Origin of the sequence: Agromyces litoreus (assembly GCF_040496015.1) — a bacterium.
GTDB classification, from domain to species: Bacteria; Actinomycetota; Actinomycetes; order Actinomycetales; family Microbacteriaceae; genus Agromyces; species Agromyces litoreus.
Genome location: NZ_JBEPKA010000002.1, coordinates 105,508 through 127,106 on the forward strand (window position 1 = coordinate 105,508; position 21,599 = coordinate 127,106).

The following is a 21,599-nucleotide window of genomic DNA, read 5'->3' on the forward strand; positions in this document are numbered from 1 at the left end:
GCTGCGAGGCTATTCGCGGCCGCCGACATCCGCGGCCGGCACCGCGGCGCGCCCGCGGACCGTGCTCACGTCGTGCGCGCCGCGGTCACGGCATCCGTCGCTGCATTCGTCCCGGGATCCGTCACGGCCTCCGTCACGGCGTCCACCGAGGGCGCAGGCGGAAGGTCCGTCTGCGCGGGGAACCGGGCCACCAGCGAGGCGATGAGCGAGGGGCGGAATGCATCGGCCCAGACGCCGTACCCGTGGTCGTTCGGATGGAACCAGTCCATGGCGAAGTGGGTGAACATGCGCCGAACGCTCTGGTAGCGCGTCTCGTGGTGCAGCGGCACCACGGTCAGACCGTGCTCCTCGGCGACCTCGCGGATGATGCGGTTCGCGACGAGCACCTTCCGCTCGTGCCACGGGAAGTAGAAGAACGGCAGGTTCGCCACGAGGGCGTGCGGCGGCAGCGTCGCGAAGATCTCCCGGATGCCGCGCTCGAACCCGGCCTCGTCCCACTTCGCGATGTCGTTCGCGCCGATCGCCACCGTCATCACGTCGGGGCGGAACTTCGCGAGCTTCGGCAGCTGGTCGCGCACGGCGAGCTCGACGGTCGCACCCGACACGCTGAGGTTCACGACCCGCACGCTGCGCGCCGTCGTGGCACGGATGTCGCGCGCGAGCACGCCGACGTAGCTGTGGTCGGGCCGGCTCGCGCCGATGCCCTGCGCCGCACTGTCGCCGAGCGCCACGTAGAGCACCTCGCCGGGCACCTTCGCGTGGTCGCGCCACCACGCCGAGTGCACCGGGAGCGTCTCGTTGAGGATGGCGCTGTTCGATGCGATCTGCGCGCGGAACGATCGCCAGGCGGCGCGGAGGGCGAGCACGCCGGCGGTGAGCAGGGCGAGGGGGGTGAGCACGGCGGCGAGCCGGGCGGCGATCGGGCGTTCGTCGGCCATCCGCCGACGCTATGGCCGGCGCCTGCACGAGTGCTGAATCGGACGCGGCGTGCCGTGCACGACGTCGATCCGAGCAGGTGCCGGCCGCGGCATCCGCTCGTTTTGGCACCTCGCGACGATCCGGCTATCATCGATCCCGGTACCGTGTCCGAGCGGCCTAAGGTGCAACTCTCGAAAAGTTGTGTGGGTGAAAGCCCACCGTGGGTTCAAATCCCACCGGTACCGCCAGTGCGAGAGCCCCGGATCGATCGATCCGGGGCTGTCGTCGTCTCCGGAGACCTGTACGCGCGACCGGGACGTTGGGCCCCGCCCGACGCCGCGGCGCCGTGTTCGGCTGGAGGCATGACCGACGAGCCCCGGCGGCCGGATGCCGCAGGCAGCCCGTCGCCCGGCGCGCCCCGACCCGAGGGGCCCGGCGACGACGCCGGCCGCGGCCTCAGCGGTCTCGAGGTCGAGCGCCGGCGCGAGGAGTACGGTCCGAACGTGCTCGGAGCCGCGCGCCCGGCGAGCTGGTGGCGCATCCTCCTCCGGCAGTTCGTCAGCCCGCTCATCTTCCTGCTGCTGCTCTCCGCCGTCGTCACGGCGGTGCTGCAGCGCTGGGTCGACACCGTGTCCATCCTGCTCGTGCTCGTCGTCAACGCCGCGATCGGGTTCTGGCAGGAGCGGCGCGCCGCGCACGAGGTGGCGGCGCTGCGCTCGCTGACCGCGCCGCGGTGCCGGGTGCGGCGCGACGGCGCCGTGACCGAGATCGATGCCGAAGGGCTCGTGCCCGACGACGTGGTGCTCCTCGAGAGCGGCGATCGCGTGCCGGCCGACCTGCGGCTCGTGGCCGCCCGGGGCCTGCGCGTCGACGAGTCGATGCTCACGGGCGAGTCGATCGCCGTGTCGAAGGCGGTCGGCCGCGAGGCGGGCGATCGCGACCTCCTCTTCGGCGGCACGCTCGTCACCACGGGCCGCGCGACCGGCGTCGTGGTCGCGACCGGCGCGAACACGCAGCTCGGCGAGATCGACGCGCTCGTGCACGGCGTCGAGACGCGGACCCCCCTCGAGGCGATCGTCGCGCGCCTCGAGCGCCGCATCGGGTGGGCGGTCGGCTTCATCGGCGTCTTCGTGCTCCTCGCGGGACTGGTCGTGGGGCTGACCGCGGGCGACGCGTTCCTCACCGCGATCGCGCTCGCCGTGGCCACCATCCCGGAGGGGCTACCGGTCGCGCTGACCGTCGCGATGAGCATCGGGGTGACCAGGATGGCGCGTCGCCACGCCGTCGTCCGCTCCCTCCCCGCGGTCGAGACGCTCGGGTCGACCACCGTGATCGCCTCCGACAAGACCGGCACGATCACCGAGAACCGCCTCACCGTCGAGGAGGTGTGGGCGGGCGGGGCATCGCACCCGCCGGCGGACCGGGACCCGTCCGTGCGCGCCGCGCTCGCCGCAGGCGCCAGGGCGAACGAGGTGCGGGTCGATCCCGCCGGCGGCGGGCTGTCCGGCGACGCCGTCGACGTCGCGATCGCGCGCGCGGCGACGGCGATCGACGCGATCGGGGTCCGGGAGCTCGGGGCCAGGCCGCTCGCGGAGGTGCCGTACGAACCCGAGCTGCGCAGCTCGCAGGCGATCCACGGCGTCGGGGACGGGTCGCGCGTGCATTCCGTCAAGGGGGCGCCGAGCGCCGTGCTCGAGGCCGCCGTCACGATGCTCGGCCCGGACGGCGTCGTCGTGCCGCTCGATCGGGCGGCCGTCGAGCGCGCCGAGCACGAGATGGCGGATCGCGGCCTCCGCGTGATCGCGACCGCGTCGCGCGTGCTCCGTCCGGACGAGCCCGCGACCGCCGCGCCCGACGGGCTGCGCGGGCTCACGCTGCTCGGCCTCGTCGGCCTCCTCGACCCGCCCCGGGCCGGTGTCGCCGAGGCGATCCGCCGCTGCCGCGAGGCGGGGATCGCGGTGAAGATGGTCACGGGCGACCATCCGCGCACGGCCACCGCGATCGCACGGCGCGTCGGCATCCCGTCGTCGGGACCGCCGCTCACCGGCGCCGAACTGCACGAGATCAGCGATGCCGAAGCCGCGGCGCGGCTGCGCCAGACCGCCGTCATCGCCCGCGCCGCGCCGCAGGACAAGCTCCGGATCGTCTCGGTGCTGCAGGAGCACGGCGAGACGGTGGCGGTCACCGGTGACGGCGTCAACGACGCCCCCGCGCTGCGGGTGGCCTCGCTGGGGGTGGCGATGGGCCGCTCGGGCACCGACGTGGCGCGGGAGTCCGCGGACATCGTGCTCACCGACGACGACTTCGTGACGATCGTCGACGCCGTCGAGCAGGGTCGGGTGACCTTCGGCGCCATCCGCAAGGTCGCGTTCTTCCTGCTCGCGAACTCGGTCGCCGCGCCGCTGGCCGTGATGCTCAACCTGTTCACCGACACGCCCCTGCTCTTCCTCCCGGTGCAGGTGCTGTGGTTCAACCTCGTGCTGAACGGCCTGCAGGACATCGCGCTGGCGTTCGAGCCGGGCGAGGGCGACGAGCTCGAGGCCGCGCCGCGGCGGCGCGACGCCGGGCTGCTTTCGAGGGACGTCCTCGTGCGGATCGCCGTCACCGGGGCGTGGATGGGGATCTGCGTGCTCGTGATGTTCCACCTCGCGCTCGACTCCGGGCGGAGCCTCGAGCACGCGCGCACCCTCGCCATGACCGTGTTCGCGTTCCTCAACTTCTTCCAGGCGGGGACGGCGCGCTCGGAGCGCCGATCGGTCTTCGCGCTCCGCCCGTGGGCGAACCCGCTCCTGCTGGGGGCCGCGGTCCTGGCCGTCGTGCTGCAGGCCGTCGCGGTGTCGGTGCCGATCGGTCAGGAGCTCCTCGGGTTCGTGTCCCTCACGCTCACCGAATGGGTCGTCGCGCTCCTCGTCGGATCGACGGTGCTCGTGGTGGCCGAGGCCGACAAGTGGCTGCGCCGGCGACGTGGGCGGGCGTCCGTCCGCGCCGCGGCGTGATCACCATCCGCCGCGCGTGGGCGTGCGGGGTCCACGGGCGTCGTCGGGCGGCGTCATCTCCGCCCTGAGGCCGAGGAGCCGGATGGCGCGGCTCGCATCCCGCTTGGCCGCGAGTGCCAGCACCTCGGCGAGGATCACCTCGCGCTCGGCCGTCGGCGCGATGCGATGGCTGAACGTCTTCGTCGTGAACGGCGCGTAGCGCACCTTCAGCGTCAGCCCCACGACCGGGCGTCCCTCGGCGGCGACGTCGGCGAGCACCCGGTCGGTGAGCTCGGCGAGCGCCGCGTCGACCTCGGCCGGCTCGGCCAGGTCGCGCTGGAACGTCGTCTCGCGGCTGTGGCCCCGTGCGACCCACGGGGTGTCGTCGACGACCCGCGAGCCCTCGCCGCGGCCGAGTTCGCCGTACCAGGGACCCATGCGTGGGCCGAATTCGGCGGCGAGCACGGCCGGATCGGCCTCCGCGAGCCGGCGCACGGTGCGGATGCCGCGTGCGGCCAGTCGTCGCCCGACCTTGCCGCCGACGCCCCAGAGGTCGGTGGTCGGCCGGTCGCCCATGACGTCCATCCAGTTCCCGGCCGTGAGCCGGAACACGCCCTGCGGCTTGGCGAATCCCGTCGCGATCTTCGCGCGCACGAGCGTGTCGCCGATCCCGACGCTGCAGTGCAGGCGCGTGCCGTCCAGGACGGCGCGCTGCACGGCGCGCGCGACCGACTCGGGGTCGTCGGTGCCCACCCCCATGAACGCCTCGTCCCAGCCGAGGACCTGGACGACGGCGCCGGGGAACGCGCGCAGGGCGGCCATCACCTCGCGCGAGGCGGCGGTGTACGCCTCGGCGTCGACGGGGAGGATCACGGCGTCCGGCGCCTTGCGCGCGGCGATCCGCAGGGGCATGCCCGAGCCGACGCCGAACTCGCGCGCCTCGTACGAGGCGGTCGAGACGACGGCGCGCTCGGTCGGGTCCCCGCGCCCGCCCACGATCACCGGCACGCCGGCGAGCTCGGGCCTGCGGAGCACCTCGACCGCGGCGATGAACTGGTCGAGGTCCACGTGCAGCACCCAGTCGCGCCTCCGGGCCTCCATCGCCCCAGAATCCGCGCCCGCGGTGCGGTCCGCAACCGCGAGGACCGTTGTTATCCGCGTGTGCGATACCGTCTCGCGGCTCGCTGGCGCAACCTCTTGCACCGGAGGCCGCTGGAGGAGCACAGTAGGCGTCAACCGAAAGGAGTTTCGATGGGTTTCCTTGCTTTCCTCATCCTCGGCCTCATCGCCGGTGCGATCGCGAAGCTGATTCTGCCGGGCAAGCAGGGCGGTGGATGGTTGGTGACGCTGCTGCTCGGCGTCGTCGGCGCCCTGCTCGGCGGCTGGCTCGGCAGCGTGCTCTTCGGGGTCGGCCTCGAGGAGTTCTGGGACCTGAGCACCTGGCTGCTCGCCATCGGCGGCTCGATCATCGTGCTGCTGATCTACGGTCTCATCGTGAACCGCCGCAAGACTGCCTGATCGCACACGCTCCACCCCGCACGGCCCGTCCGACCTCGTGTCGGCCGGGCCGTTCGGCCGTCCGGGGGCGTCCTCAGCCGGCGTCGCGTTCGTCGGCGAGCTCGACGAACCTCCGGAGCATGCGCTGGGGCTCGGTGACGGCCACCGGGCGCACGCGTCGGCCCAGCGCCTCGAGCTCCTGCGGCGGGAAGTACCCGTGGTGGCGGTACACCGCCGCGCGCGCGAGGAAGTCCGGCGCGTCGAGCTCGGGGTGGAACTGCGTGGCGTACACGGCGCTTCCGACGCGGTAGACCTGCACGGGGCAGCCCTCGGAGCCGGCAAGGCGGACCGCCCCGTCGGGAAGCCGGTCGGTGGCCTCCTTGTGGCCGACCAGCGCGTCGAAGCGCTCGGGCAGGACGCCGGTGACGGGGTCGTCGCGTCCCGCGTCCGTGAGCGCGACCTCGACCGACCCGGCCGGCTCCCCATGGAGCCCGCCGACCTCGCCGCCGATGACGCGGGTGAGCACGCCGATCCCGTAGCAGGTGAACAGCACCGGATGGTCGACCGCCAGTGCGCGTTCGGCCAGGCGGGCGAGGTCGTCCTCGACCCGCCGTTGCACGGGATGCTTCCGGTGCTCGGGCGTCGTGACGTTGTACGGGCTGCCTCCGACGACGATGCCCGCGTAGGCGAGCGGGTCGAGCTCCGCGATGCTCTCGACGTCGAGTCGGACGTGCTCGAGTCGTCCGGCGTCGACGCCTGCGGCGCGCCGCACCGACTCGTACTCCGGGCCCACGGCCTCGACCTCGGGCCGCGCGGAGAGGAACAGCAGGTCGCGCGTCATCGTCCGCGGCCCCCTCGTCGCCCCGTCCCGCGACCCCCGCGCCGAGCCGTGCCGGCGCCGCGGCGACCGCCCTGCGCGCCGCCCTTGGCGGCACGGCGGCCGTCACGGTGACGCGACCCGGCGGGAGCAGGCTCGGCATCGGCCGTCGCTCCGCGGGAGCTGCGCGCGGTGCGGCCCCGCACGATGCCCACGAACTCCTGGATGTCGTCGTCGTCGCGTTCGACGGGCCAGACGAGCGCGATGCGCGTGGGCGCCGCGTCCGCGAGCAGGACGGCGGCCACGTCGCGACGGTGGTGCAGCCTGGCCAGGCCGTGCGGCATGATCGCGTATCCCGTGCCCGCGGCCACGAGCTCCATCGTCATCGCCGCGTCGGACTGTGCGGGTGCCTCGGGCAGCCCGTCGAGGTCGGCGAGGTGCAATTCGTCGGCTTCGGCCAGATCGTGCTCCTTCGGCAGGACGACCACGGCCACCTCCTCCCAGAGCGGGATGGCGTGCAGGCCCTCGTCGTCGACCGGCAGGCGCACGAATGCGAGGTCGGCCTCGCCCGCCCGCAGCTCGCGGAGCTGGTCGGGCTCGTCGACGCGCTGCGCGTCGAGCGGGAGGTCGGGTCGTCGCTCGGCCCACGCGCGCAGCCACTTCGCGGGACTCACTCCCGCCACGTAGCGCAGCCGCAGCGACACGTCCGGCCCCTTCCCGCCGCGTCGCGCGGCCCTCTCAGGCTAGCGCCGGGGACACCCGGCACGGCAGTGGGCTACGCGCGGAGACGTCCGGGCGACTACCGTGGAGGGGTGAACGCCGACACGCCCCGCCAGTCCCAGTCGATGAAGCCGGAGACCGCGGCCAAGAAGCTCGGCATCCTGGTCTCCGCGACGCCGGAGGAGTTCCGGTCCGGCTCGGTCACGCGCGACGAGCTCGCGGCGATGCAGGCCGACCCGCCCGAGTGGCTCGCGACGCTCCGCCGTGAAGGGCCGCATCCGCGCAGCGTCGTCGCCGGCAAGCTGGGCGTCTCGAACTCCGGACTCGCGCGCGCCGGGATCACCGAGCCGCTGACCACGGCCGAGATCTCGGCGCTGCTCGCGGACCCGCCCGCCTGGCTGGTCGAGGAGCGTGCCCGGCAGGCCGGGGTGCGGGCCGAGAAGCGCCGGCTCGCCGAACGCGACGCCGAGCGCGCGGCGGCGGCCGACGACCGCCCGCGGGGCGGCGGGGGTTCCGGCAGCGGGGTCTGAGCCGACGGCGCCCGGCGACGCCGGTCAGGCGTACTGGGCGGCGAGGAACGCGCGGACGTCGCCGATCTCGCGGTCGGAGACCGAGTGCCCGAGGCCCTCGTAGACCCGCTGGTCGAGCGACGAATGCGCCGGCAGCCACTCCTGCGTCCGCTCCACCGATCGGGTCGGGATCACCTCGTCGTCGGTGCCGCGGCCCCAGAACACGGGCAGCGCCAGTTCGGCGAGTCGCTCGTCGCCCGTCCGCTCGCCCGGGAGCGAGAAGCCGGCCAGGCTCACGGCGAACGAGAAGCGATCCGGGCGGCGCCGCAGGAGCTCGAGCGCCATGGCGGCCCCCTGCGAGAAGCCGAGCAGCCCGATCGCGGTGTCCTCCGGCACGGCGCGGTCGACCCACGCGAGGATGGCGTCGGTGGACTCCTCGGCGCCGGCGGTCGCGAACTCCTCGCCCTCGGCGAGCAGCGGGAACCACGCGTGCCCCCAGCCGGTCGAGATCGGGGCGCGGAGCGAGGCGATCGCGGGTTCGAGCGGCAGGTAGGGGCTCAGGCCGAACAGGTCGCCCTCGTGCGAGTTGTAGCCGTGGAGGAGCACGAGCAGCGGGCGCCCCGCCCGGTCGGTCGGCGACGCCGACCAGAGCACCGCCTCGTCGTCGATCCGCATCCGGGAATCGTACCCCGCGCGTCCGGCGTCGCGAGCCGACCTGGGCGCCGGTGCGAGCCGTGGGGCAGAATCGAGCCATGGCCGTACGCACCCCCGACCCGGACTGGAACGACGGCGACGAGCCGGTCGACCGGCCGGCCGCCAACCCGGGCTGGCTCTCGGACCTCGAACTCGCCGAGGTCCGCGGGCGGCTGCCGCTGCTCTACGTCGAGGCCGTGCCCGTGCGCGTGGACGGCATGGGCCAGGTCACCGAGGTCGGCGTCCTGCTGCGCGCGAACGCCGTGGGCGAGATGACGCGGACGCTCGTGTCGGGCCGGGTCCTCTACGGCGAGACCATCCGCGACGCGCTGTTCCGGCACCTCGAGAAGGACCTCGGGCCGATGGCGTTCCCGCTGCTGCCCGCGAGCCCGGTGCCCGCGACCGTCGCCGAGTACTTCCCGCTGCCGGGGATCTCGCCGTTCACCGACGAGCGCCAGCACGCGGTCTCGCTCGCGTACGTGGTCCCGGTCACGGGCACGTGCGAGCCCCGCCAGGACGCCCTCGAGGTGACGTGGGTCGCCCCGTCGGAGGCCGCGAGCGACGCGTTCGGGGAGGAGATGGAGGGCGGTCGGGGCGTGCTGCTGCGCCGCGCGCTCGCCGCGGTCGGCGCGCTCGGCTGAGGCCGGGCGGGCGGGCGGTGCGCTCAGCGCACCATCCGCACCTCGTGGATCGTCTCGCCGAGGAAGGGCTCGTCGTGCGACGCGCCGTCGGCCGCGAAGCCGTTGCGCGCGTAGAAGTGCAGCGCGTACTCGTTGCTCGAGGGCACCCAGAGGTACACCGGGCCCTCGCCGACGGCCGCGTCGAAGAGCTTCTGGCCGATCCCCTTGCCGTGGTGCGCGTCGAGCAGGTGGATGAAGAACAGCTCCCGCTCGCGCGGGGCGTCCTCGTCGCGCGCAGGCCCCGCACCGGCGAAGCCGATGATCTCGCCGTCGACGAGCGCGGCCACGTGCACGAAGTCGTCGCCCTGGTTCATCCAGTGGGTCCAGAGCTCGGCCATCCGCCGCGGGGAGAGGTTCTCGAGCGTGGCGGCGTCGACGAGCTGGTCGTAGTCCTCGTGCCAGCACTGCGCGTGGACGCGGCCGAGCGCCTCCGCGTCGGAGTCTCGGACGGGACGGATGACGACTTCGGCAACGACCTCGGTGCTCATGCGGCACAGGCTAACCCGCGCCACCGTCGGCGGCGAAATCGGCGACGGCCCCGCCACCCGGTCGGGGTGCGGGGCCGTCGCGACGCGGCGGAGGGCGTCAGCCCTGTGCGCGGCGGTTGGTGCGCGTGCTGCGGTTCGGCGTGACGACGCTGCCGACGCGCAGCGGCTGCTTCTGCGACGAGCGGCCCGTCGACGAGCGCTGCGCGCCGGTCGACTGCGAGCCGCGGCTCTGGCCGCCGCCCTGCTTCGGGGCGTGCGCCCGCGCCTCGGCGGGGCGGCCCGAGCGGTCGCGGCGCGGTGCGCCGGCCGCCACGTCCGACTGGCCGGCGCGGCCGCGGCCGCGGCTGCGGCGGCCCTGGCCGGCCGGCTGGGCGCCGCCCGCCGCACGCTCCTCGCGCGCGGCGCGCTTGCGCTGCGCGTTGGCGCCCTGCGATCGTCCGCCGCCCTGCTGCGGCGTCGCCTCGCGCGGCGCCGGCTTCACGTACGGGGCGACCTCGCCGACCAGTGCGGTCACGACGGGGGAGCCGGCGGTGACCTGCTGCGGGGTCACCGTGATCGCGGCCTTGCGGAGCAGGGTCTTGAGGTCCTGCTTCTGGGCGGGCAGGCAGATCGTGACGACGTCGCCCTCGCTGCCGGCACGGGCCGTGCGGCCCGAGCGGTGCAGGTACGCCTTGTGCTCCATGGGCGGGTCGACGTGGATGACGAGCTCGACGTTGTCGACGTGCACGCCTCGCGCCGCGACGTCGGTGGCCACGAGCACCTTGACGGAGCCGTCGCCGAACGCCGCGAGGTTGCGGTCGCGCTGGGGCTGGGAGAGGTTGCCGTGCAGGTCGACCGCGGGGATGCCCTGCTCGGTCAGCTTCCTCGCGAGCTTCTTGGCGTGGTGCTTGGTCCGCATGAAGAGGATGCGACGGCTGGTGCCGGACGCGAGCGCCTTGACCAGGTCGTTCTTGGCGTCGGTGTCGGCGATCTCGAACACGTGGTGCGTCATCGCGGCGACGGGCGAGTTCGCCTCGTCGACCGAGTGCAGCACTTCGTTCTGCAGGTAGCGCTTGACGAGCCGGTCCACGCCGTTGTCGAGGGTGGCCGAGAACAGCAGTCGCTGCCCGCCGCGCGGCGTCTTGTCGAGGATGCGCGTGACCACCGGCAGGAACCCGAGGTCGGCCATGTGGTCGGCCTCGTCGAGCACCGTGATCTCGATCGCGTCGAGGCTGAGGAAGCCCTGCTTCATGAGGTCCTCGAGGCGTCCGGGCGTCGCGACGACGATGTCGACGCCCGCCCGCAGCGCGTCGACCTGGCGCTTCTGGTTGATGCCGCCGAAGATCGTGGTGACCTTCAGGTCGTATGCGTCGGCGAGCGGCTCGAAGGTCTGCGTGATCTGGGTCGCGAGCTCGCGGGTCGGAGCGAGGACGAGCCCGAGGGGTCGGCCCGCGCGGCGGCGGCCGCCGGCGAGGGAGGTGCCCAGGCGAGCGACCATGGGCAGCGCGAACGCGATGGTCTTGCCCGAGCCGGTCTTCCCGCGGCCGAGCACGTCGCGTCCGGCGAGGGTGTCGGGCAGCGTGTCGACCTGGATGGGGAACGCGGTGGTCTTGCCGTCGGCCGCGAGGGCGGCGACGAGGGGTGCGGGCACGCCGAGCGCGCCGAAGGTGATGTCGGTCAAGTGAGTCCGTTTCGGATGGCACGGCCGGGCGCGCCGCTGCACGGTCGTGCTGGCGGGGGATGGACCCGGCGGTGGGGAATGGCGAAGACGCCGGTCGGCGAATCCGTTCGCCGTATGAAGTCGACGGGCCCTGGGCCCGGAAGCGTGTCTACGACGCAGGCGGCGCGATCATCGCGCTCGCCGGGGACCACCATAGCGGATGGCGCTGCGACGGAGCTGTACGCGGCGTCGGCGCCGTCACCGCGGCATCCGCTCGCCCACCGGGATCTCCTCTCGGACGGTGTCGCCGGCGGGCGCGAGCGGGCACGACCACGAGGGGTCGTACGCGCACGACGGGTTGTACGCGAAGTTGAAGTCCACGATGAGGCTGTCGTCGTCGCCGCCCGTGCCGAGGTCGGCGCCCTTGACCGTGTCGATCAGGTACCGCCCGCCCCCGTACGTGCCGCCGGGCAGCCCCGCCAGCGCGTCCTTCACGGGCAGGAAGAGCCCGCCGCCGTACCCGGTGAGCCGCCACACGTCGAGCGTGCCGAGGTAGGGCACCCGCACCGTCCCCACGAGCGAGAACGGGATCGGGCCGTCGCTCGAGCTGTCGACGACCATGCGCAGCGGCTCGGGCGGACGTCGGACCTCGAGCTCGAACCGCCAGTCCGGGTCGTACGACGAGACGTCGAGCCCGGTGAAGCGGGCCCGGTCGTCGGGGAGCAGCGGCGACTGCGGGTGCCCGGCGAAGAGCTCGTCGCGCCCGGACACCCACAGCTCGTGCGCCTGCGCGGGATCGTGGATGGCGAGGTGGCGCACGCCGGCGTACAGGCCGAACACGCGCCGGCGCCAGTCGGCGAGCTGGAGCGATCCCAGCGTGGCGGTCACGCCGCGCCTCCGGCCCGCGCCGCGGCGCGCTCCGCGTCGGCCGTGCCTGGCGGGTCGTACGCCCAGGTCGGGGCGAGCTGCCGCAGCCGGGCCCCGCGGTACTGCCAGAACGCCCAGGTCGGGTACCAGGCGAGCACGTCAAGTGCGCCCGCGCTGGCCCGGAGCTGGTCGCGGTACAGGGTGCGGCCGTCGGGCAGCGGCGAGATCGCCATCCGGTGGTCCCAGTGGCGGAACGCGGCGAGCGGGCCGGTCACGGCGCCGCCGCCGTCGCGCAGCATCCGCACGCCTGGCGGCAGGCCACCGGGGTAGGAGACGTCGATGACCTCCTCGCCGCTCGGCGCGATGCCGAACGCGAGCGTCCGGAGCCGGTGGGGACCCTCGGGCCACGTCGCCGGGAAGCCCTCGGCCTCGAGCGACTCGAAGTCGAGCCACGGCGCCACGACCTCGCGCAGCACGGCCGGGCTGCGGATGGCGCGCCACGCGGCATCCGCATCGCAGTCGAGGGTCAGCTTCAACAGCACCCGCATGTCCCGACCCTAGGGGCCGCGCGGGCCTCGTCAAAGCGTCGCGGCCGCATTCCGGTCGCGCGCCCGCCCGCGCCGGCGCGCGTGGCGGGTTCGCGGGCTAGGCTCACGACCATGCCCGACGCCGCCGCATGGCTGCCCTCGCTCGTGGTGTTCGGCGCGGCCGCCCTGGCGTTCGTCGCCGGCGCGCTCGGCCTGCGCCGACTCGGCCGGCGGCGCGAGGTTCGCGACGGCGAGGCGGTGCGGGCCCTCGAGACCTCGGCCAAGGCGCGACTCGTGGGCGCGGACGAGGCTGTGCGCGATGCGATGCAGGAGATCCGGTTCGCGGAGGCGCAGTTCGGCCCCGAGGCCGCGCGCGCGCTGGAGCAGGCGGTGCACCGGGCCCGCGGATGGCTCAGGGAGGCGTTCCTCCTCCAGCAGCGGCTGGACGACGCCGAGCCCGACACCGTCTCCCAGCGCCGGACCTGGAGCGCGCGGATCGCGGCGCTGTGCGACGACGTCGAACGCGTGCTCGCGGAGGCCCACGCCGTCCTGGGGGAGCGCCGGGCGGCCGAACGCGGCGCGGCCGACGAGGTGCCGGCGCTGCGCGAGCGCGCCCGCCATCTGGGTGCGCGGGAGGCCGACGCGGCCGGGATGCTGGATCGGCTCGGCACGCGGTTCGCGCCGTCCGCGCTCGCGGGCGCCGGCGGTGCGCTCGTCCGTGCGCGCCGCGACCTCGGCACGGCGGATGCCGCGCTCGACGACGCCGAGTCGCGACTGCGGCGCGTGGCCGGATCGTCGGTCGCCGATGCGCTCGGCCGGGCCGCCCATGCGCTCGACCGCGCCGCCGCCGAGCTCGATCGCGCCGAGCACGTCGAACTGGAGCTCGCGCAGGCGACCGCGGACGCGGCGGCGGAGGCGGCCGGGCTCGACGCCGAGCTCGTCTCGGCCCGGCGCGAGCGGGACGCCGCGGTCGACCCGGACGCCGGTGCCGCCCTCGCCGGGGCGATCGGCGAGCTCTCCCCGCTGCTGGTGGGCCGCGAGGGCCGTGCCGACGACCCGTTCGCCGAGCGGGACCGGCTGCGTGCGGCCCGCGACCGCCTCGAGGCCGCTCGCGCGACGACCCGGCGCGCCGAGGAACGGCTGCACGGCGCGCGCGGCGCCCTGCCTGGCGCGATCGCGATCGCCGAGAGCCAGGTCCGGATGGCCGAGCAGGCCCTCGAACGGGCCCGGGGGTTCGCGGGCGCCGACGCGCGGACCCGGCTCGCGGAGGCCGAGCGGCAGCTCGGCATCGCGCGTCGCGAGCCCGATCCGGTCGCGGCGCTCGACGCCGCCCGGCGGGCCGCGGCGCGCGCCGGCGACGCGGAGGCGCTCGCGCACTACGCGGCGCGGCACCGCTGACGTCGCGGGCGGCCGTCGCACGTCCCGCTGCGCCGTCCTCCCTATTTGCCGCCCGTGATCAGGATGTCGGCCCCCGACGTGTACGAGGCGTCGTCGGACAGCAGGTACGCGACCGCGCCGGCGATCTCGTGCGGCTCGCCCGGACGTCGCATCGGGATGTTGCCGGCCCGCTCGTCGGGCGCGTTCGGGCGGCCCGCGTCCGCGTGGATCTCCGTGCGCGTCGTGCCGGGGGAGACCGTGTTCACGCGGACCCCGACCGGCCCGAACTCCTTCGCGAGCCCGATCGACATGACGTTCAGCGCGGCCTTGCTCGCCGCGTACGGGATGTACGTGTCGGGAGCGCCGTGCGCAGCCGCCCCCGACGAGATGTTCACGATCGACCCGCCCGCGCCGCCCCGGTCCGTGGCCATCGCGGCGATCGCGGCGCGGCAGAGCGTCATGGGCGCGAGGACGTTGATGCGGAACACGAGGTCGGACTCCTCGATCGAGCCGTCGAGGAACGGCCCGATGCGCCCCGTGATGCCGGCGTTGTTCACGAGCCCCGTGACCCGCCCGAACCGGCGGATCGCCTCGGGGACGATCTCGGCGACCCGGTCGAGGTCGGCGAGGTCGAGCTGCAGCAACTCGACGCGGGCGCCCGCCGCGCGGCAGCCCTCGGCCACTGCCTCGGCCTCCTCGCGCCGCTCGCGCCACGTGAGCACCAGGTCGTGGCCGTCGGCGGCGAGTCGCTCGGCGATCGCGCGGCCGATGCCGCGACCCCCGCCGGTGATGATCGTCACGGGCCGGTCGTCGACATGCGAGGTCATGATCCCAGCCTACGAGCCGGCCGATGCGCGGCGTCGCGTAGCCTGACGCGGTGAGCGACACCCAGCGCGCGGCCGACCACGCCGCGCAGACCAGGTACCAGGTGCGGTTCGACCAGGGACCGGCGGGCGCGCGCCGCATCGCACGGGGGGCCGACGTGCTCGTCTGGATCGACCAGGTCGGCGTCGCGGTCGCGGACCACGCCGTCGAGGTGCCCGACGAGGTGCGCCGCCTCGCCCCGGTCGTCCTCGTGGCCGGGCTCGCGGATGCCGCCGCCGTCGCGACGTGGATCCTCGCCGAGCAGGAACGGCTGGGCCGTCGCGCCTACCTGGCGATCGCGGCCTCGGGGCGCGCGGACGGCGGATTCGCCGCCGACGACGTGCTCGCCGCGGGTGCCGTGGTCGACGCGCTCGCCGGACTCGGGATCGACGACACGTCGCCGGAGGCCGCCGTCGCGAGCGCCGCCTTCGCGGGCCTTCGTCGCGCCGTCGCCCACCTCGCGACGGCGTCCGTGGCGGGCCGAGCCGCGGTCGAGGACGGCGCCGACCCCGCGATCCTGCGTCGTGCCGCGCAGCACGCCGCCGACGCGGACCCGCGCGTGGTCACGCCGCGCTGAGCGACGACACCTTCCGGCCGGCCTTGCGGGCGCGATGCGCGCGCACCTTCGCGCGGTTGCCGCAGCGCTGCATCGTGCACCACCGGCGGCTCGCCGCGCGCGACGTGTCGAGGTAGACGATGCCGCAGCCGCCCGCGCAGATGCGCACGCGCCCGTGGTTGGCCGCGCCGAAGCAGTCCACCGCGTCGCGCGCGATCGTCGAGAGCGCCTGCCCGACGGTCTGCACGGACCGGCCGGCCTGGCGCGAGCCGCCCTCGAGCGTCGGGGGGATGTCGGGCGTCGCGGCGTAGAGGTTGACCACGTCGACGTCGGCGGTCGCCGGCGCCTCGCCGCGGCCAGCCGCGAGTGCGAGGCGCGCGATCGCGTCGCGCAGCGCCGTCGCATCGAAGAGGTCGCGCGAGCGGGCCGGTGCGATCGCCATCGGGAATCGCTCGCGCATCCACGAGGTCAGGTCGTCGGGCGCGTGCAGTCGTTCCGGCGCGACGGCGACGGGGATGCCCCCGGTGTAGGCGAAGTCGAGCGCGAACGAACCGGAGTCGAACCACCACCGTCCGCTGTCGTCGGTGAACCACTGGCCCACGGGGATCGAGACGGTCGAGACGGGCACCGGACCAACCTATCGGGTCGCCGGGTGCCGCGCGGGAACGATCAGGTCACGGCGCCGGGTCAGTCGGCGGCGGCGCTCGCCGCGGCGCGGCGCATGGCCGCGGTGATCTCGCGGCGGCGCCACTCGATCAGGTTGCGACGGTCGAACCCGCGACGGCAGATGCCGCAGCTGAGCGGACGCACGGGCTGGCGGTACCGGAAGTGCTCGTGCCCGGACGGGCATCGCCCCACCCACGGCGCCAGCTCGTCGGCGACCGCCCCGTCGTGCGTCCGCCGGCCGACGTACCCGATCTCCGCGGCCGTCGCGGCCCACTTCGGGCCGTGGCCGGCCCGAGGTCCTGCGATCGCGTGCGCGACCTCGTGCAGCAGGATCTGGTGGATCTCGTCGTCGTCGTATCGCACGGCCAGGTAGCGCGAGACCGAGATGCGCCGCGCGGTGTAGTTGCAGAGTCCCGCGCGCTTCTTCGCGTTGTCGAACGCGAACGTCCACTCGGCGGGATCCAGGTGCAGGGCGATGAGCGCCTCCGCCCAGACCCGAACCCTCGCGAGATCCGCCATGCGATCGAGGATAACCCCCGGGGGTTCGACGGCGTCCGCGGTGCCCGGCCCCCGATCGGGGGCCCCGCTCAGTCGGCCTCGGCGAGGCGGATGCGCACGAGGCGGTCGTCGCCGTCGCGCGCGAGGCCGCGGCCGTCGGTGTTGTTCGTGATCGCCCACAACTCGCCGTCGGGACCGGGCACGACGTCGCGCAGGCGGCCCAGCTCGCCCGTGAACGCCGCCTCGACCTCGGTCGGCGAGCTCAGCGCCGGCGAGGCGAACCACAGGCGCTCGCCGCGGAGCGCGGCGAGCACGAGGGTGTCGCCCACCACCGCCAGGCCGCTGGGGCTGGCCTCGGAGGTCGGCCACTGCACCGCCGGGTCGTGGTAGCGCTCGTCGTCGGCGCGGCCCTCGACCTCGGGCCATCCGTAGTTCGCTCCGGGCTCGATGCGGTTCAGCTCGTCCCACGTGTTCTGGCCGAACTCGGCCGCCCACATGCCGCCTGCGGCATCCCAGGCGATGCCCTGCGGATTCCGGTGGCCGAGGCTCCACACGTGCGTGCCGAACGGGTTGCCCGGCGCCGGATCGCCGTCGGCGGTCATCCGAAGGATCTTGCCGGCGAGCGAGTCCGGGTCCTGCGCGAGCTCCTCGCGCCCGGTGTCGCCCGTGGTGGCGTACAGGAAGCCGTCGGGTCCGATCGCGAGTCGACCGCCGTTGTGGCGCCCGCCCCGGGGGATCCCGTCGAGGATCACCTCCGGCTCGCCGAGGCCGAGTTCGCCGGGGCCGCCCGTGAGCGGCATCCGCACGATGCGATTGTCGTCGTCGGTGGAGAGGTAGGCCGCGATCGAGGCGGAGCCGGCCTCGCTCGGCGGGAGCAGCGCGAGCCCGAGCAGGCCGCCCTCCCCACCCGCGGCGACGCCCGGGACGGCCCCCGCCACCCGGACCGCGCCGTCGGCCAGCACCTCGACGATCCGGCCGCGATCGCGTTCGCTCACGAGCACGGAGCCGTCGGGAAGGCGAAGGATCGACCACGGCGCCTCGAGGCCCTCCGCCAGGGTCTCGGGCTCGCCGACCGGCCGGACCGGCGACGCGGATGCCGCGGGCGGGGCCGAGGGCGGCTCGGTGGAGGGCGGCACCACCACCGGGCCCTCGGGGCCGCCGCACGCGGCGAGCGCGAGCACCGCGCCGAGCGCGATCACGGCCGCGGTGGGCGTCGACCTTGGCATCAGGACCTCCCTGTCTCCAGTCTGCCGGGCGCGGCGACCGACCGCAGCGCCGATCGTGCGCGGACCGCGGGCCGGGCGCGGCGTGCGCGAACGCGGGAGAATGGAGGCATGCAGGGTGCGATCGACCTGAACGCCGACCTCGGCGAGTCGTACGGCGCGTGGCGGATGGGCGACGACGAGGCCATGTTCGAGGTCGTCTCGAGCGCCAACGTCGCCTGCGGGTTCCACGCGGGCGACCCGTTGACGATGGCGCGCAGCGCGCGACTGGCGGTGCGGCACGGCGTGACCCTCGGAGCGCACCCCGGCTACCGCGACCGCGCCGGCTTCGGCCGCCGCGCGCTCGACGTCTCGGCGGAGGAACTGGCCGCCGAGGTCGTCTACCAGCTCGGGGCGCTCGAGGCCGTGGCCCGCGCGGCCGGCGCCCGCGTCCGGTACGTCAAGGCGCACGGAGCGCTCTACCACCGGCTCGCGGCCGATCCGTCCGCGGCCGCCGCGACCGCCGACGCGCTCGCCGCGGCCGACCCCTCGGCCGTCGTGCTGGGGCCGCCCGACAGCGAGTTCGAGCGGGCGGCCCGTCGGGCCGGCATCCGCTACGCGCGCGAGGCGTTCATCGACCGCGGATACCTCGCCGACGGGCGCCTGGTGCCGAGGGACCGCCCCGACGCGCTCGTGCACGACCCCGAGCGGGCCGCGGACCGGGCGCTCGAACTCGTCGAGACGGGCGGCATCGTCGCCATCGACGGGGCCCGGGTCGAGCTCGCACCCGACTCCCTCTGCCTGCATGGTGACACGCCCGGCTCGGTCGGGATCGCCCGCGCCGTGCGGAGCGCCCTCGCGTCGGCGGGTCACGACGTCCGACCGTTCGCATGAGCCTCGACGGGATCCGCCTGCTGCCGTCGGGACGCTCGGCGCTCCTCGTCGAGTGCGACGCGCTCGCGGAGGTGCTGGTGCTGCACGAGGCCCTCGCGGCCGACGCCCCGGCCGGCGTGGTCGAGCTCGTGCCCGCTGCCCGCACGCTGCTCGTCGCGATCGACTCCGATCGGATGCCGCTGGAGTCCGCCGCGGCCTGGGTCCGCCGGGTCGCCGGGGGCGCGGGCGGTCGCGAGCCGTCCGCACGCGGCGTCGGCGGCGTGACGGGAGGCGGCGACGCGGTGATCGAGGTCGACTACCGCGGGGAGGACCTCCCCGCGGTCGCCGAGGCGCTCGACGTGTCGAGCGAGCACCTCGTCGCCCGGCACGTCGCCGCGCACTGGCGCGTGGCGTTCATCGGCTTCGCCCCGGGGTTCGGCTACCTCGTCGCCGACGACTGGCCCTTCGACGTGCCGCGCCTCGACGTCGCCCGCGAGCGCGTGCCGAGCGGTGCCGTCGGGCTCGCGGGTGCGTTCTCCGGGGCGTACCCGCGCGAGAGCCCGGGCGGATGGCGCCTGATCGGCCGCACCGATGACGCGCTGTGGGACGCCACGGCCGACGAGCCGGCCGTGCTCGTCCCCGGTCGCGGCGTGCGCTTCCGGGAGGCCGGGCGATGACCCGGCTCCACGTCGAGGCGACGGCCGGCCCGGTGCTCGTGCAGGACCTCGGGCGGCCCGGGCTCGCGCACCTCGGCGTCGCGCCGTCGGGCGCGCTCGACCGCGGCGCGCTCGCGCTCGCGAACCGGCTCGTCGGCAACCCCGACGGCGCGGCGGGCCTCGAGGTCGTGCTCGGGGGGCTGCGATTCGCGGTCGACTCGGACACCTGGTTCGCGGTGACCGGCGCCTGGGGGCCGGTCCGGGTCGGCGGACACGACGTCGGGCCGTACCGCGCCGCGCGCGTCCGTGCCGGAGAGGTCGTCGAGCTCGGAACCGCCCAGCGCGGGCTGCGGTTCCTGGTCGCGATCCGCGGCGGCATCGACGAACCGCCCGTGCTCGGCTCCCGGAGCCGCGACACGCTGTCCGGGATCGGCCCGGACCCGGTCGCCGCGGGCCGTGTGCTCGCCGTCGGCGCCGAGCCCGCGGCGTCGGTGCCGCTGCTCGACGACGATGCGGCATGGCCGCCGCCGGCCGGCGCCGTGACCCTGGGCCTCCTGCCCGGCCCGCGCGCCGACTGGGTGACGGATGCCGCGCTCGCCGCGCTCCACGAGTCGCCGTGGCGGGTCTCGGCATCGGCCGACCGCGTCGGGGCACGGCTCGAGGGAACCGCGCTCGAACGCCGCGTGCGGCGCGAGCTCGTCAGCGAGCCGACCGTCCCGGGGGCGATCCAGGTCACGGGCGCCGGCGTGCCCACCGTGCTGCTGGCCGACCGTCCGGTCACCGGCGGCTACCCGGTCGTCGCGATCGTCGAGCCGGGATCGCTCGACCGGCTCGCCCAGGTCCGCCCCGGCCAGGAGGTCCGGTTCCGGCACGCCTGACGGTGCGACGCCGCGGTCCTCGGACCGGGCGCGCTACGGCTTCGCGAGAAAGACCGAGCGCGACGGCGGCGGGGAGGGCACGGCCGTGGCGTCCGTCACGACCGGCGCGCCGGCGACGAACCGCACGAGCTCGTCGCCCTCCACGAGCTTCGCGGGCGCCGGGTCGCTCGCGAGCCGACGCGGCATCGACTCGAACGGCAGCGGGTCGTGCGAGGCGTACATGACCACGTTGCCGAACCGGCGGCCCTTGAGCATCGAGGTGTCGGCTGCGATCGCGACGTGCTCGTACACCCTGCCGAGCGTCGCCGCCTGCGAGCGCGCGAACGCGAGCCCGGCGCCGTCGGCGACGTTCACGGCGACGATGCCGCCGGGCGCGAGCCGCGGCGAGACGAGCGCGTGGAACTCCGTGCTGGTCACGTGCGCGGGCGTGCGCGCCCCGGAGAAGATGTCGACGACGGCGAGGTCCACCGCGCCGTCGAGGCCCGCCGGGAGCTTCGCGAGCACCTCGCGCGCATCGCCGTGCCGCACGCGCACCTGCGCGCCGCGGGGGAGCGGCAGGTTCGTGCGCACGAGGTCGACGAGATCGGACTCGAGCTCCACCACCTGCTGCCGCGAGCCCGGCCGGGTCGCGATCACGTACCGCGGGAGCGTGAACGCGCCTCCGCCGAGGTGCAGCGCGGTGATCGCCTCGCGCTCCGGCCGCACGAGGTCGATCGCGTGCCCGATGCGCCGCACGTACTCGAAGCCGAGCCACTCCGGCTGCTCGAGGTCGACGTGCGACTGCGGGGTCCCGTCGACGTACAGGGTCCACGAGCCCGGTCGGCTGCGCGACTCCTCCAGCCTGGCGAGGTGCCCGCTCGGGGCGAGTCGTCGTTCGAGGTCCGGCACGGATGCCACGCTACCCGTGCCGCCTCAGCATGCGCCCCACAGCACCGCGTCCAGCCGTGCGCCGTGGAGCACCTCCGCCGGGAACGGGCCCGCTGCGCGCAGGCGCTCGAGCACCCGGTCGGGCACGGTGCGCCCGGCGACGACCACCGCGTTGCCCTCCTCGGCGCGCGAGAGCACGGTCGGCGGCCCGGCCACGACCAGGTCGACCGTGGGATCGGCCCTCGCGATGCCGCGGGCCTGCGCCGCGAGCCTGGATCCGCCGGCCTCGTCGGCCACGTTGGCCACGAGCAGGCCGGCCGGTGCCAGCCGACCGAGGCACGCCGCGAGGAAGGCGGGATCGTCGACGAACGCGGGCGCCTGGAGCCTGGCGTACACGTCGAGGATCACGAGGTCGAACCGCAGCGTCGCGTCGAGCCGTCCGAGCGCGTCGCGGGCGTCGGCCACCATGACCGACACGCCGGAGTCCGGCGCGAGCGGGAGCCGCTCCCGCACCAGGTCGACCAGGCGCGCGTCGGCCTCGACGACGACCTGGCGCGAGTCCGGCCGGGTCGCGGCGACGTAGCGCGCGAGGCTCATCGCCCCGCCGCCGAGGTGCAGCGCCGTGATCGGGGCCCCGGGCTCGGCCATCGCGTCGACGAGGTTGCCGATGCGCCGCACGTACTCGAAGAAGAGCCGGGTCGGATCGCCGGCGTCGACGTGCGACTGCGCGGTGTCGTCGACGAGCAGCGTCCAGCCCCGCGACGAGAACACGTCGCGCTCGAACTCGATGCGGGGCGCCATGCCCGAATCGTCCCACGCAGGTCCCGGTCGG

24 protein-coding genes and 1 tRNA gene are annotated in these 21,599 nt (G+C 75.2%); 10 read left to right on the plus strand and 15 right to left on the minus strand.

The window, feature by feature from the left end:
- Nucleotides 1-65: 65 nt before the first annotated feature.
- The gene (locus tag ABME01_RS02060; protein WP_353826700.1) at nucleotides 66-938 is read right to left on the minus strand and encodes an SGNH/GDSL hydrolase family protein; all 873 of its coding nucleotides are present in this window, start codon (nucleotides 936-938) and stop codon (nucleotides 66-68) included.
- A 138-nt stretch (nucleotides 939-1,076) separates the two neighbouring features.
- On the opposite strand from ABME01_RS02060, the gene ABME01_RS02065 reads away from it, so the two are divergent.
- Nucleotides 1,077-1,166: transfer RNA gene (locus ABME01_RS02065), tRNA-Ser, on the plus strand.
- A 114-nt stretch (nucleotides 1,167-1,280) separates the two neighbouring features.
- Nucleotides 1,281-3,914: a cation-translocating P-type ATPase gene (locus ABME01_RS02070; RefSeq protein WP_353826701.1), complete on the plus strand. Its 2,634-nt coding sequence runs from the start codon at nucleotides 1,281-1,283 to the stop codon at nucleotides 3,912-3,914.
- Here ABME01_RS02070 and ABME01_RS02075 read toward each other — a convergent pair whose 3' ends face one another.
- Nucleotides 3,915-4,994: a DNA polymerase IV gene (locus ABME01_RS02075; RefSeq protein WP_353826702.1), complete on the minus strand. Its 1,080-nt coding sequence runs from the start codon at nucleotides 4,992-4,994 to the stop codon at nucleotides 3,915-3,917.
- Between the two features lie 150 nt (nucleotides 4,995-5,144).
- Here ABME01_RS02075 and ABME01_RS02080 point away from each other — a divergent pair, with 150 nt between their 5' ends.
- Complete coding sequence (locus ABME01_RS02080; RefSeq protein ID WP_353826703.1) at nucleotides 5,145-5,411, plus strand: GlsB/YeaQ/YmgE family stress response membrane protein; 267 nt, start codon at nucleotides 5,145-5,147, stop codon at nucleotides 5,409-5,411.
- Nucleotides 5,412-5,484: 73 nt separating this feature from the next.
- On the opposite strand, the gene ABME01_RS02085 is transcribed toward ABME01_RS02080, so the two are convergent.
- Together ABME01_RS02085 and ABME01_RS02090 are read right to left on the minus strand one after the other, a co-directional pair.
- Entirely contained in the window at nucleotides 5,485-6,231 is a 747-nt protein-coding gene (locus ABME01_RS02085; protein WP_353826704.1) for a glutamine amidotransferase, read from the minus strand.
- The gene (locus ABME01_RS02090; RefSeq protein WP_353826705.1) at nucleotides 6,228-6,911 is read right to left on the minus strand and encodes a LysR substrate-binding domain-containing protein; all 684 of its coding nucleotides are present in this window, start codon (nucleotides 6,909-6,911) and stop codon (nucleotides 6,228-6,230) included. The genes ABME01_RS02085 and ABME01_RS02090 overlap by 4 nt, the downstream gene beginning before the upstream one ends.
- A gap of 141 nt (nucleotides 6,912-7,052) precedes the next feature.
- Between ABME01_RS02090 and ABME01_RS02095 the strand changes: the two genes are divergently transcribed.
- A complete protein-coding gene (locus ABME01_RS02095; RefSeq protein WP_353826862.1) occupies nucleotides 7,053-7,457 on the plus strand; it encodes a DUF5997 family protein in 405 nt (134 codons plus the stop codon).
- 24 nt (nucleotides 7,458-7,481) lie between these two features.
- Here ABME01_RS02095 and ABME01_RS02100 read toward each other — a convergent pair whose 3' ends face one another.
- Entirely contained in the window at nucleotides 7,482-8,111 is a 630-nt protein-coding gene (locus ABME01_RS02100; RefSeq protein WP_353826706.1) for an alpha/beta hydrolase, read from the minus strand.
- Nucleotides 8,112-8,188: 77 nt separating this feature from the next.
- Here ABME01_RS02100 and ABME01_RS02105 point away from each other — a divergent pair, with 77 nt between their 5' ends.
- Nucleotides 8,189-8,770, plus strand: a complete 582-nt coding sequence (locus tag ABME01_RS02105) for an NUDIX hydrolase family protein (RefSeq protein ID WP_353826707.1) — start codon at nucleotides 8,189-8,191, stop codon at nucleotides 8,768-8,770.
- Nucleotides 8,771-8,793: 23 nt separating this feature from the next.
- Here ABME01_RS02105 and ABME01_RS02110 read toward each other — a convergent pair whose 3' ends face one another.
- The 4 genes from ABME01_RS02110 to ABME01_RS02125 form a co-directional block, all read right to left on the minus strand.
- A complete protein-coding gene (locus ABME01_RS02110; RefSeq protein WP_353826708.1) occupies nucleotides 8,794-9,297 on the minus strand; it encodes a GNAT family N-acetyltransferase in 504 nt (167 codons plus the stop codon).
- Nucleotides 9,298-9,394: 97 nt separating this feature from the next.
- Complete coding sequence (locus tag ABME01_RS02115; protein ID WP_353826709.1) at nucleotides 9,395-10,957, minus strand: DEAD/DEAH box helicase; 1,563 nt, start codon at nucleotides 10,955-10,957, stop codon at nucleotides 9,395-9,397.
- A gap of 237 nt (nucleotides 10,958-11,194) precedes the next feature.
- Nucleotides 11,195-11,824 (minus strand): DUF1684 domain-containing protein, encoded by a 630-nt coding sequence (locus tag ABME01_RS02120; RefSeq protein ID WP_353826710.1) that lies wholly within the window; start codon nucleotides 11,822-11,824, stop codon nucleotides 11,195-11,197.
- Nucleotides 11,821-12,351: a hypothetical protein gene (locus ABME01_RS02125; protein ID WP_353826711.1), complete on the minus strand. Its 531-nt coding sequence runs from the start codon at nucleotides 12,349-12,351 to the stop codon at nucleotides 11,821-11,823. The genes ABME01_RS02120 and ABME01_RS02125 overlap by 4 nt, the downstream gene beginning before the upstream one ends.
- A gap of 111 nt (nucleotides 12,352-12,462) precedes the next feature.
- On the opposite strand from ABME01_RS02125, the gene ABME01_RS02130 reads away from it, so the two are divergent.
- Nucleotides 12,463-13,728, plus strand: coding sequence for a hypothetical protein (locus tag ABME01_RS02130; protein ID WP_353826712.1), 1,266 nt, complete (start codon nucleotides 12,463-12,465; stop codon nucleotides 13,726-13,728).
- Between the two features lie 41 nt (nucleotides 13,729-13,769).
- On the opposite strand, the gene ABME01_RS02135 is transcribed toward ABME01_RS02130, so the two are convergent.
- Complete coding sequence (locus ABME01_RS02135) at nucleotides 13,770-14,534, minus strand: SDR family NAD(P)-dependent oxidoreductase (RefSeq protein WP_353826713.1); 765 nt, start codon at nucleotides 14,532-14,534, stop codon at nucleotides 13,770-13,772.
- 50 nt (nucleotides 14,535-14,584) lie between these two features.
- Here ABME01_RS02135 and ABME01_RS02140 point away from each other — a divergent pair, with 50 nt between their 5' ends.
- Nucleotides 14,585-15,148, plus strand: a complete 564-nt coding sequence (locus tag ABME01_RS02140) for a hypothetical protein (RefSeq protein WP_353826714.1) — start codon at nucleotides 14,585-14,587, stop codon at nucleotides 15,146-15,148.
- On the opposite strand, the gene ABME01_RS02145 is transcribed toward ABME01_RS02140, so the two are convergent.
- From ABME01_RS02145 to ABME01_RS02155, 3 genes are all read right to left on the minus strand, one after another.
- Nucleotides 15,135-15,755, minus strand: coding sequence for a CGNR zinc finger domain-containing protein (locus tag ABME01_RS02145; protein WP_353826715.1), 621 nt, complete (start codon nucleotides 15,753-15,755; stop codon nucleotides 15,135-15,137). The two genes, ABME01_RS02140 and ABME01_RS02145, sit on opposite strands and share 14 nt — an antisense overlap.
- Nucleotides 15,756-15,814: 59 nt before the next feature.
- The gene (locus ABME01_RS02150; RefSeq protein ID WP_353826716.1) at nucleotides 15,815-16,312 is read right to left on the minus strand and encodes a SprT-like domain-containing protein; all 498 of its coding nucleotides are present in this window, start codon (nucleotides 16,310-16,312) and stop codon (nucleotides 15,815-15,817) included.
- Between the two features lie 68 nt (nucleotides 16,313-16,380).
- Nucleotides 16,381-17,517: a PQQ-dependent sugar dehydrogenase gene (locus ABME01_RS02155; RefSeq protein ID WP_353826717.1), complete on the minus strand. Its 1,137-nt coding sequence runs from the start codon at nucleotides 17,515-17,517 to the stop codon at nucleotides 16,381-16,383.
- Between the two features lie 108 nt (nucleotides 17,518-17,625).
- On the opposite strand from ABME01_RS02155, the gene ABME01_RS02160 reads away from it, so the two are divergent.
- Genes ABME01_RS02160 through ABME01_RS02170 form a run of 3 tightly spaced genes read left to right on the plus strand, consistent with a single transcriptional unit; the run spans nucleotide 17,626 to nucleotide 19,900 of the window.
- Complete coding sequence (locus ABME01_RS02160; RefSeq protein ID WP_353826718.1) at nucleotides 17,626-18,387, plus strand: LamB/YcsF family protein; 762 nt, start codon at nucleotides 17,626-17,628, stop codon at nucleotides 18,385-18,387.
- Nucleotides 18,384-19,043, plus strand: a complete 660-nt coding sequence (locus ABME01_RS02165; RefSeq protein WP_353826719.1) for a 5-oxoprolinase subunit B family protein — start codon at nucleotides 18,384-18,386, stop codon at nucleotides 19,041-19,043. The genes ABME01_RS02160 and ABME01_RS02165 overlap by 4 nt, the downstream gene beginning before the upstream one ends.
- Nucleotides 19,040-19,900: a 5-oxoprolinase subunit C family protein gene (locus ABME01_RS02170; RefSeq protein ID WP_353826720.1), complete on the plus strand. Its 861-nt coding sequence runs from the start codon at nucleotides 19,040-19,042 to the stop codon at nucleotides 19,898-19,900. Before ABME01_RS02165 ends, ABME01_RS02170 begins: the two co-directional genes overlap by 4 nt.
- 33 nt (nucleotides 19,901-19,933) lie before the next feature.
- Here ABME01_RS02170 and ABME01_RS02175 read toward each other — a convergent pair whose 3' ends face one another.
- Together ABME01_RS02175 and ABME01_RS02180 are read right to left on the minus strand one after the other, a co-directional pair.
- The gene (locus tag ABME01_RS02175; RefSeq protein WP_353826721.1) at nucleotides 19,934-20,788 is read right to left on the minus strand and encodes a spermidine synthase; all 855 of its coding nucleotides are present in this window, start codon (nucleotides 20,786-20,788) and stop codon (nucleotides 19,934-19,936) included.
- Between the two features lie 24 nt (nucleotides 20,789-20,812).
- Nucleotides 20,813-21,568 (minus strand): spermidine synthase, encoded by a 756-nt coding sequence (locus ABME01_RS02180; RefSeq protein WP_353826722.1) that lies wholly within the window; start codon nucleotides 21,566-21,568, stop codon nucleotides 20,813-20,815.
- Nucleotides 21,569-21,599: the final 31 nt, after the last annotated feature.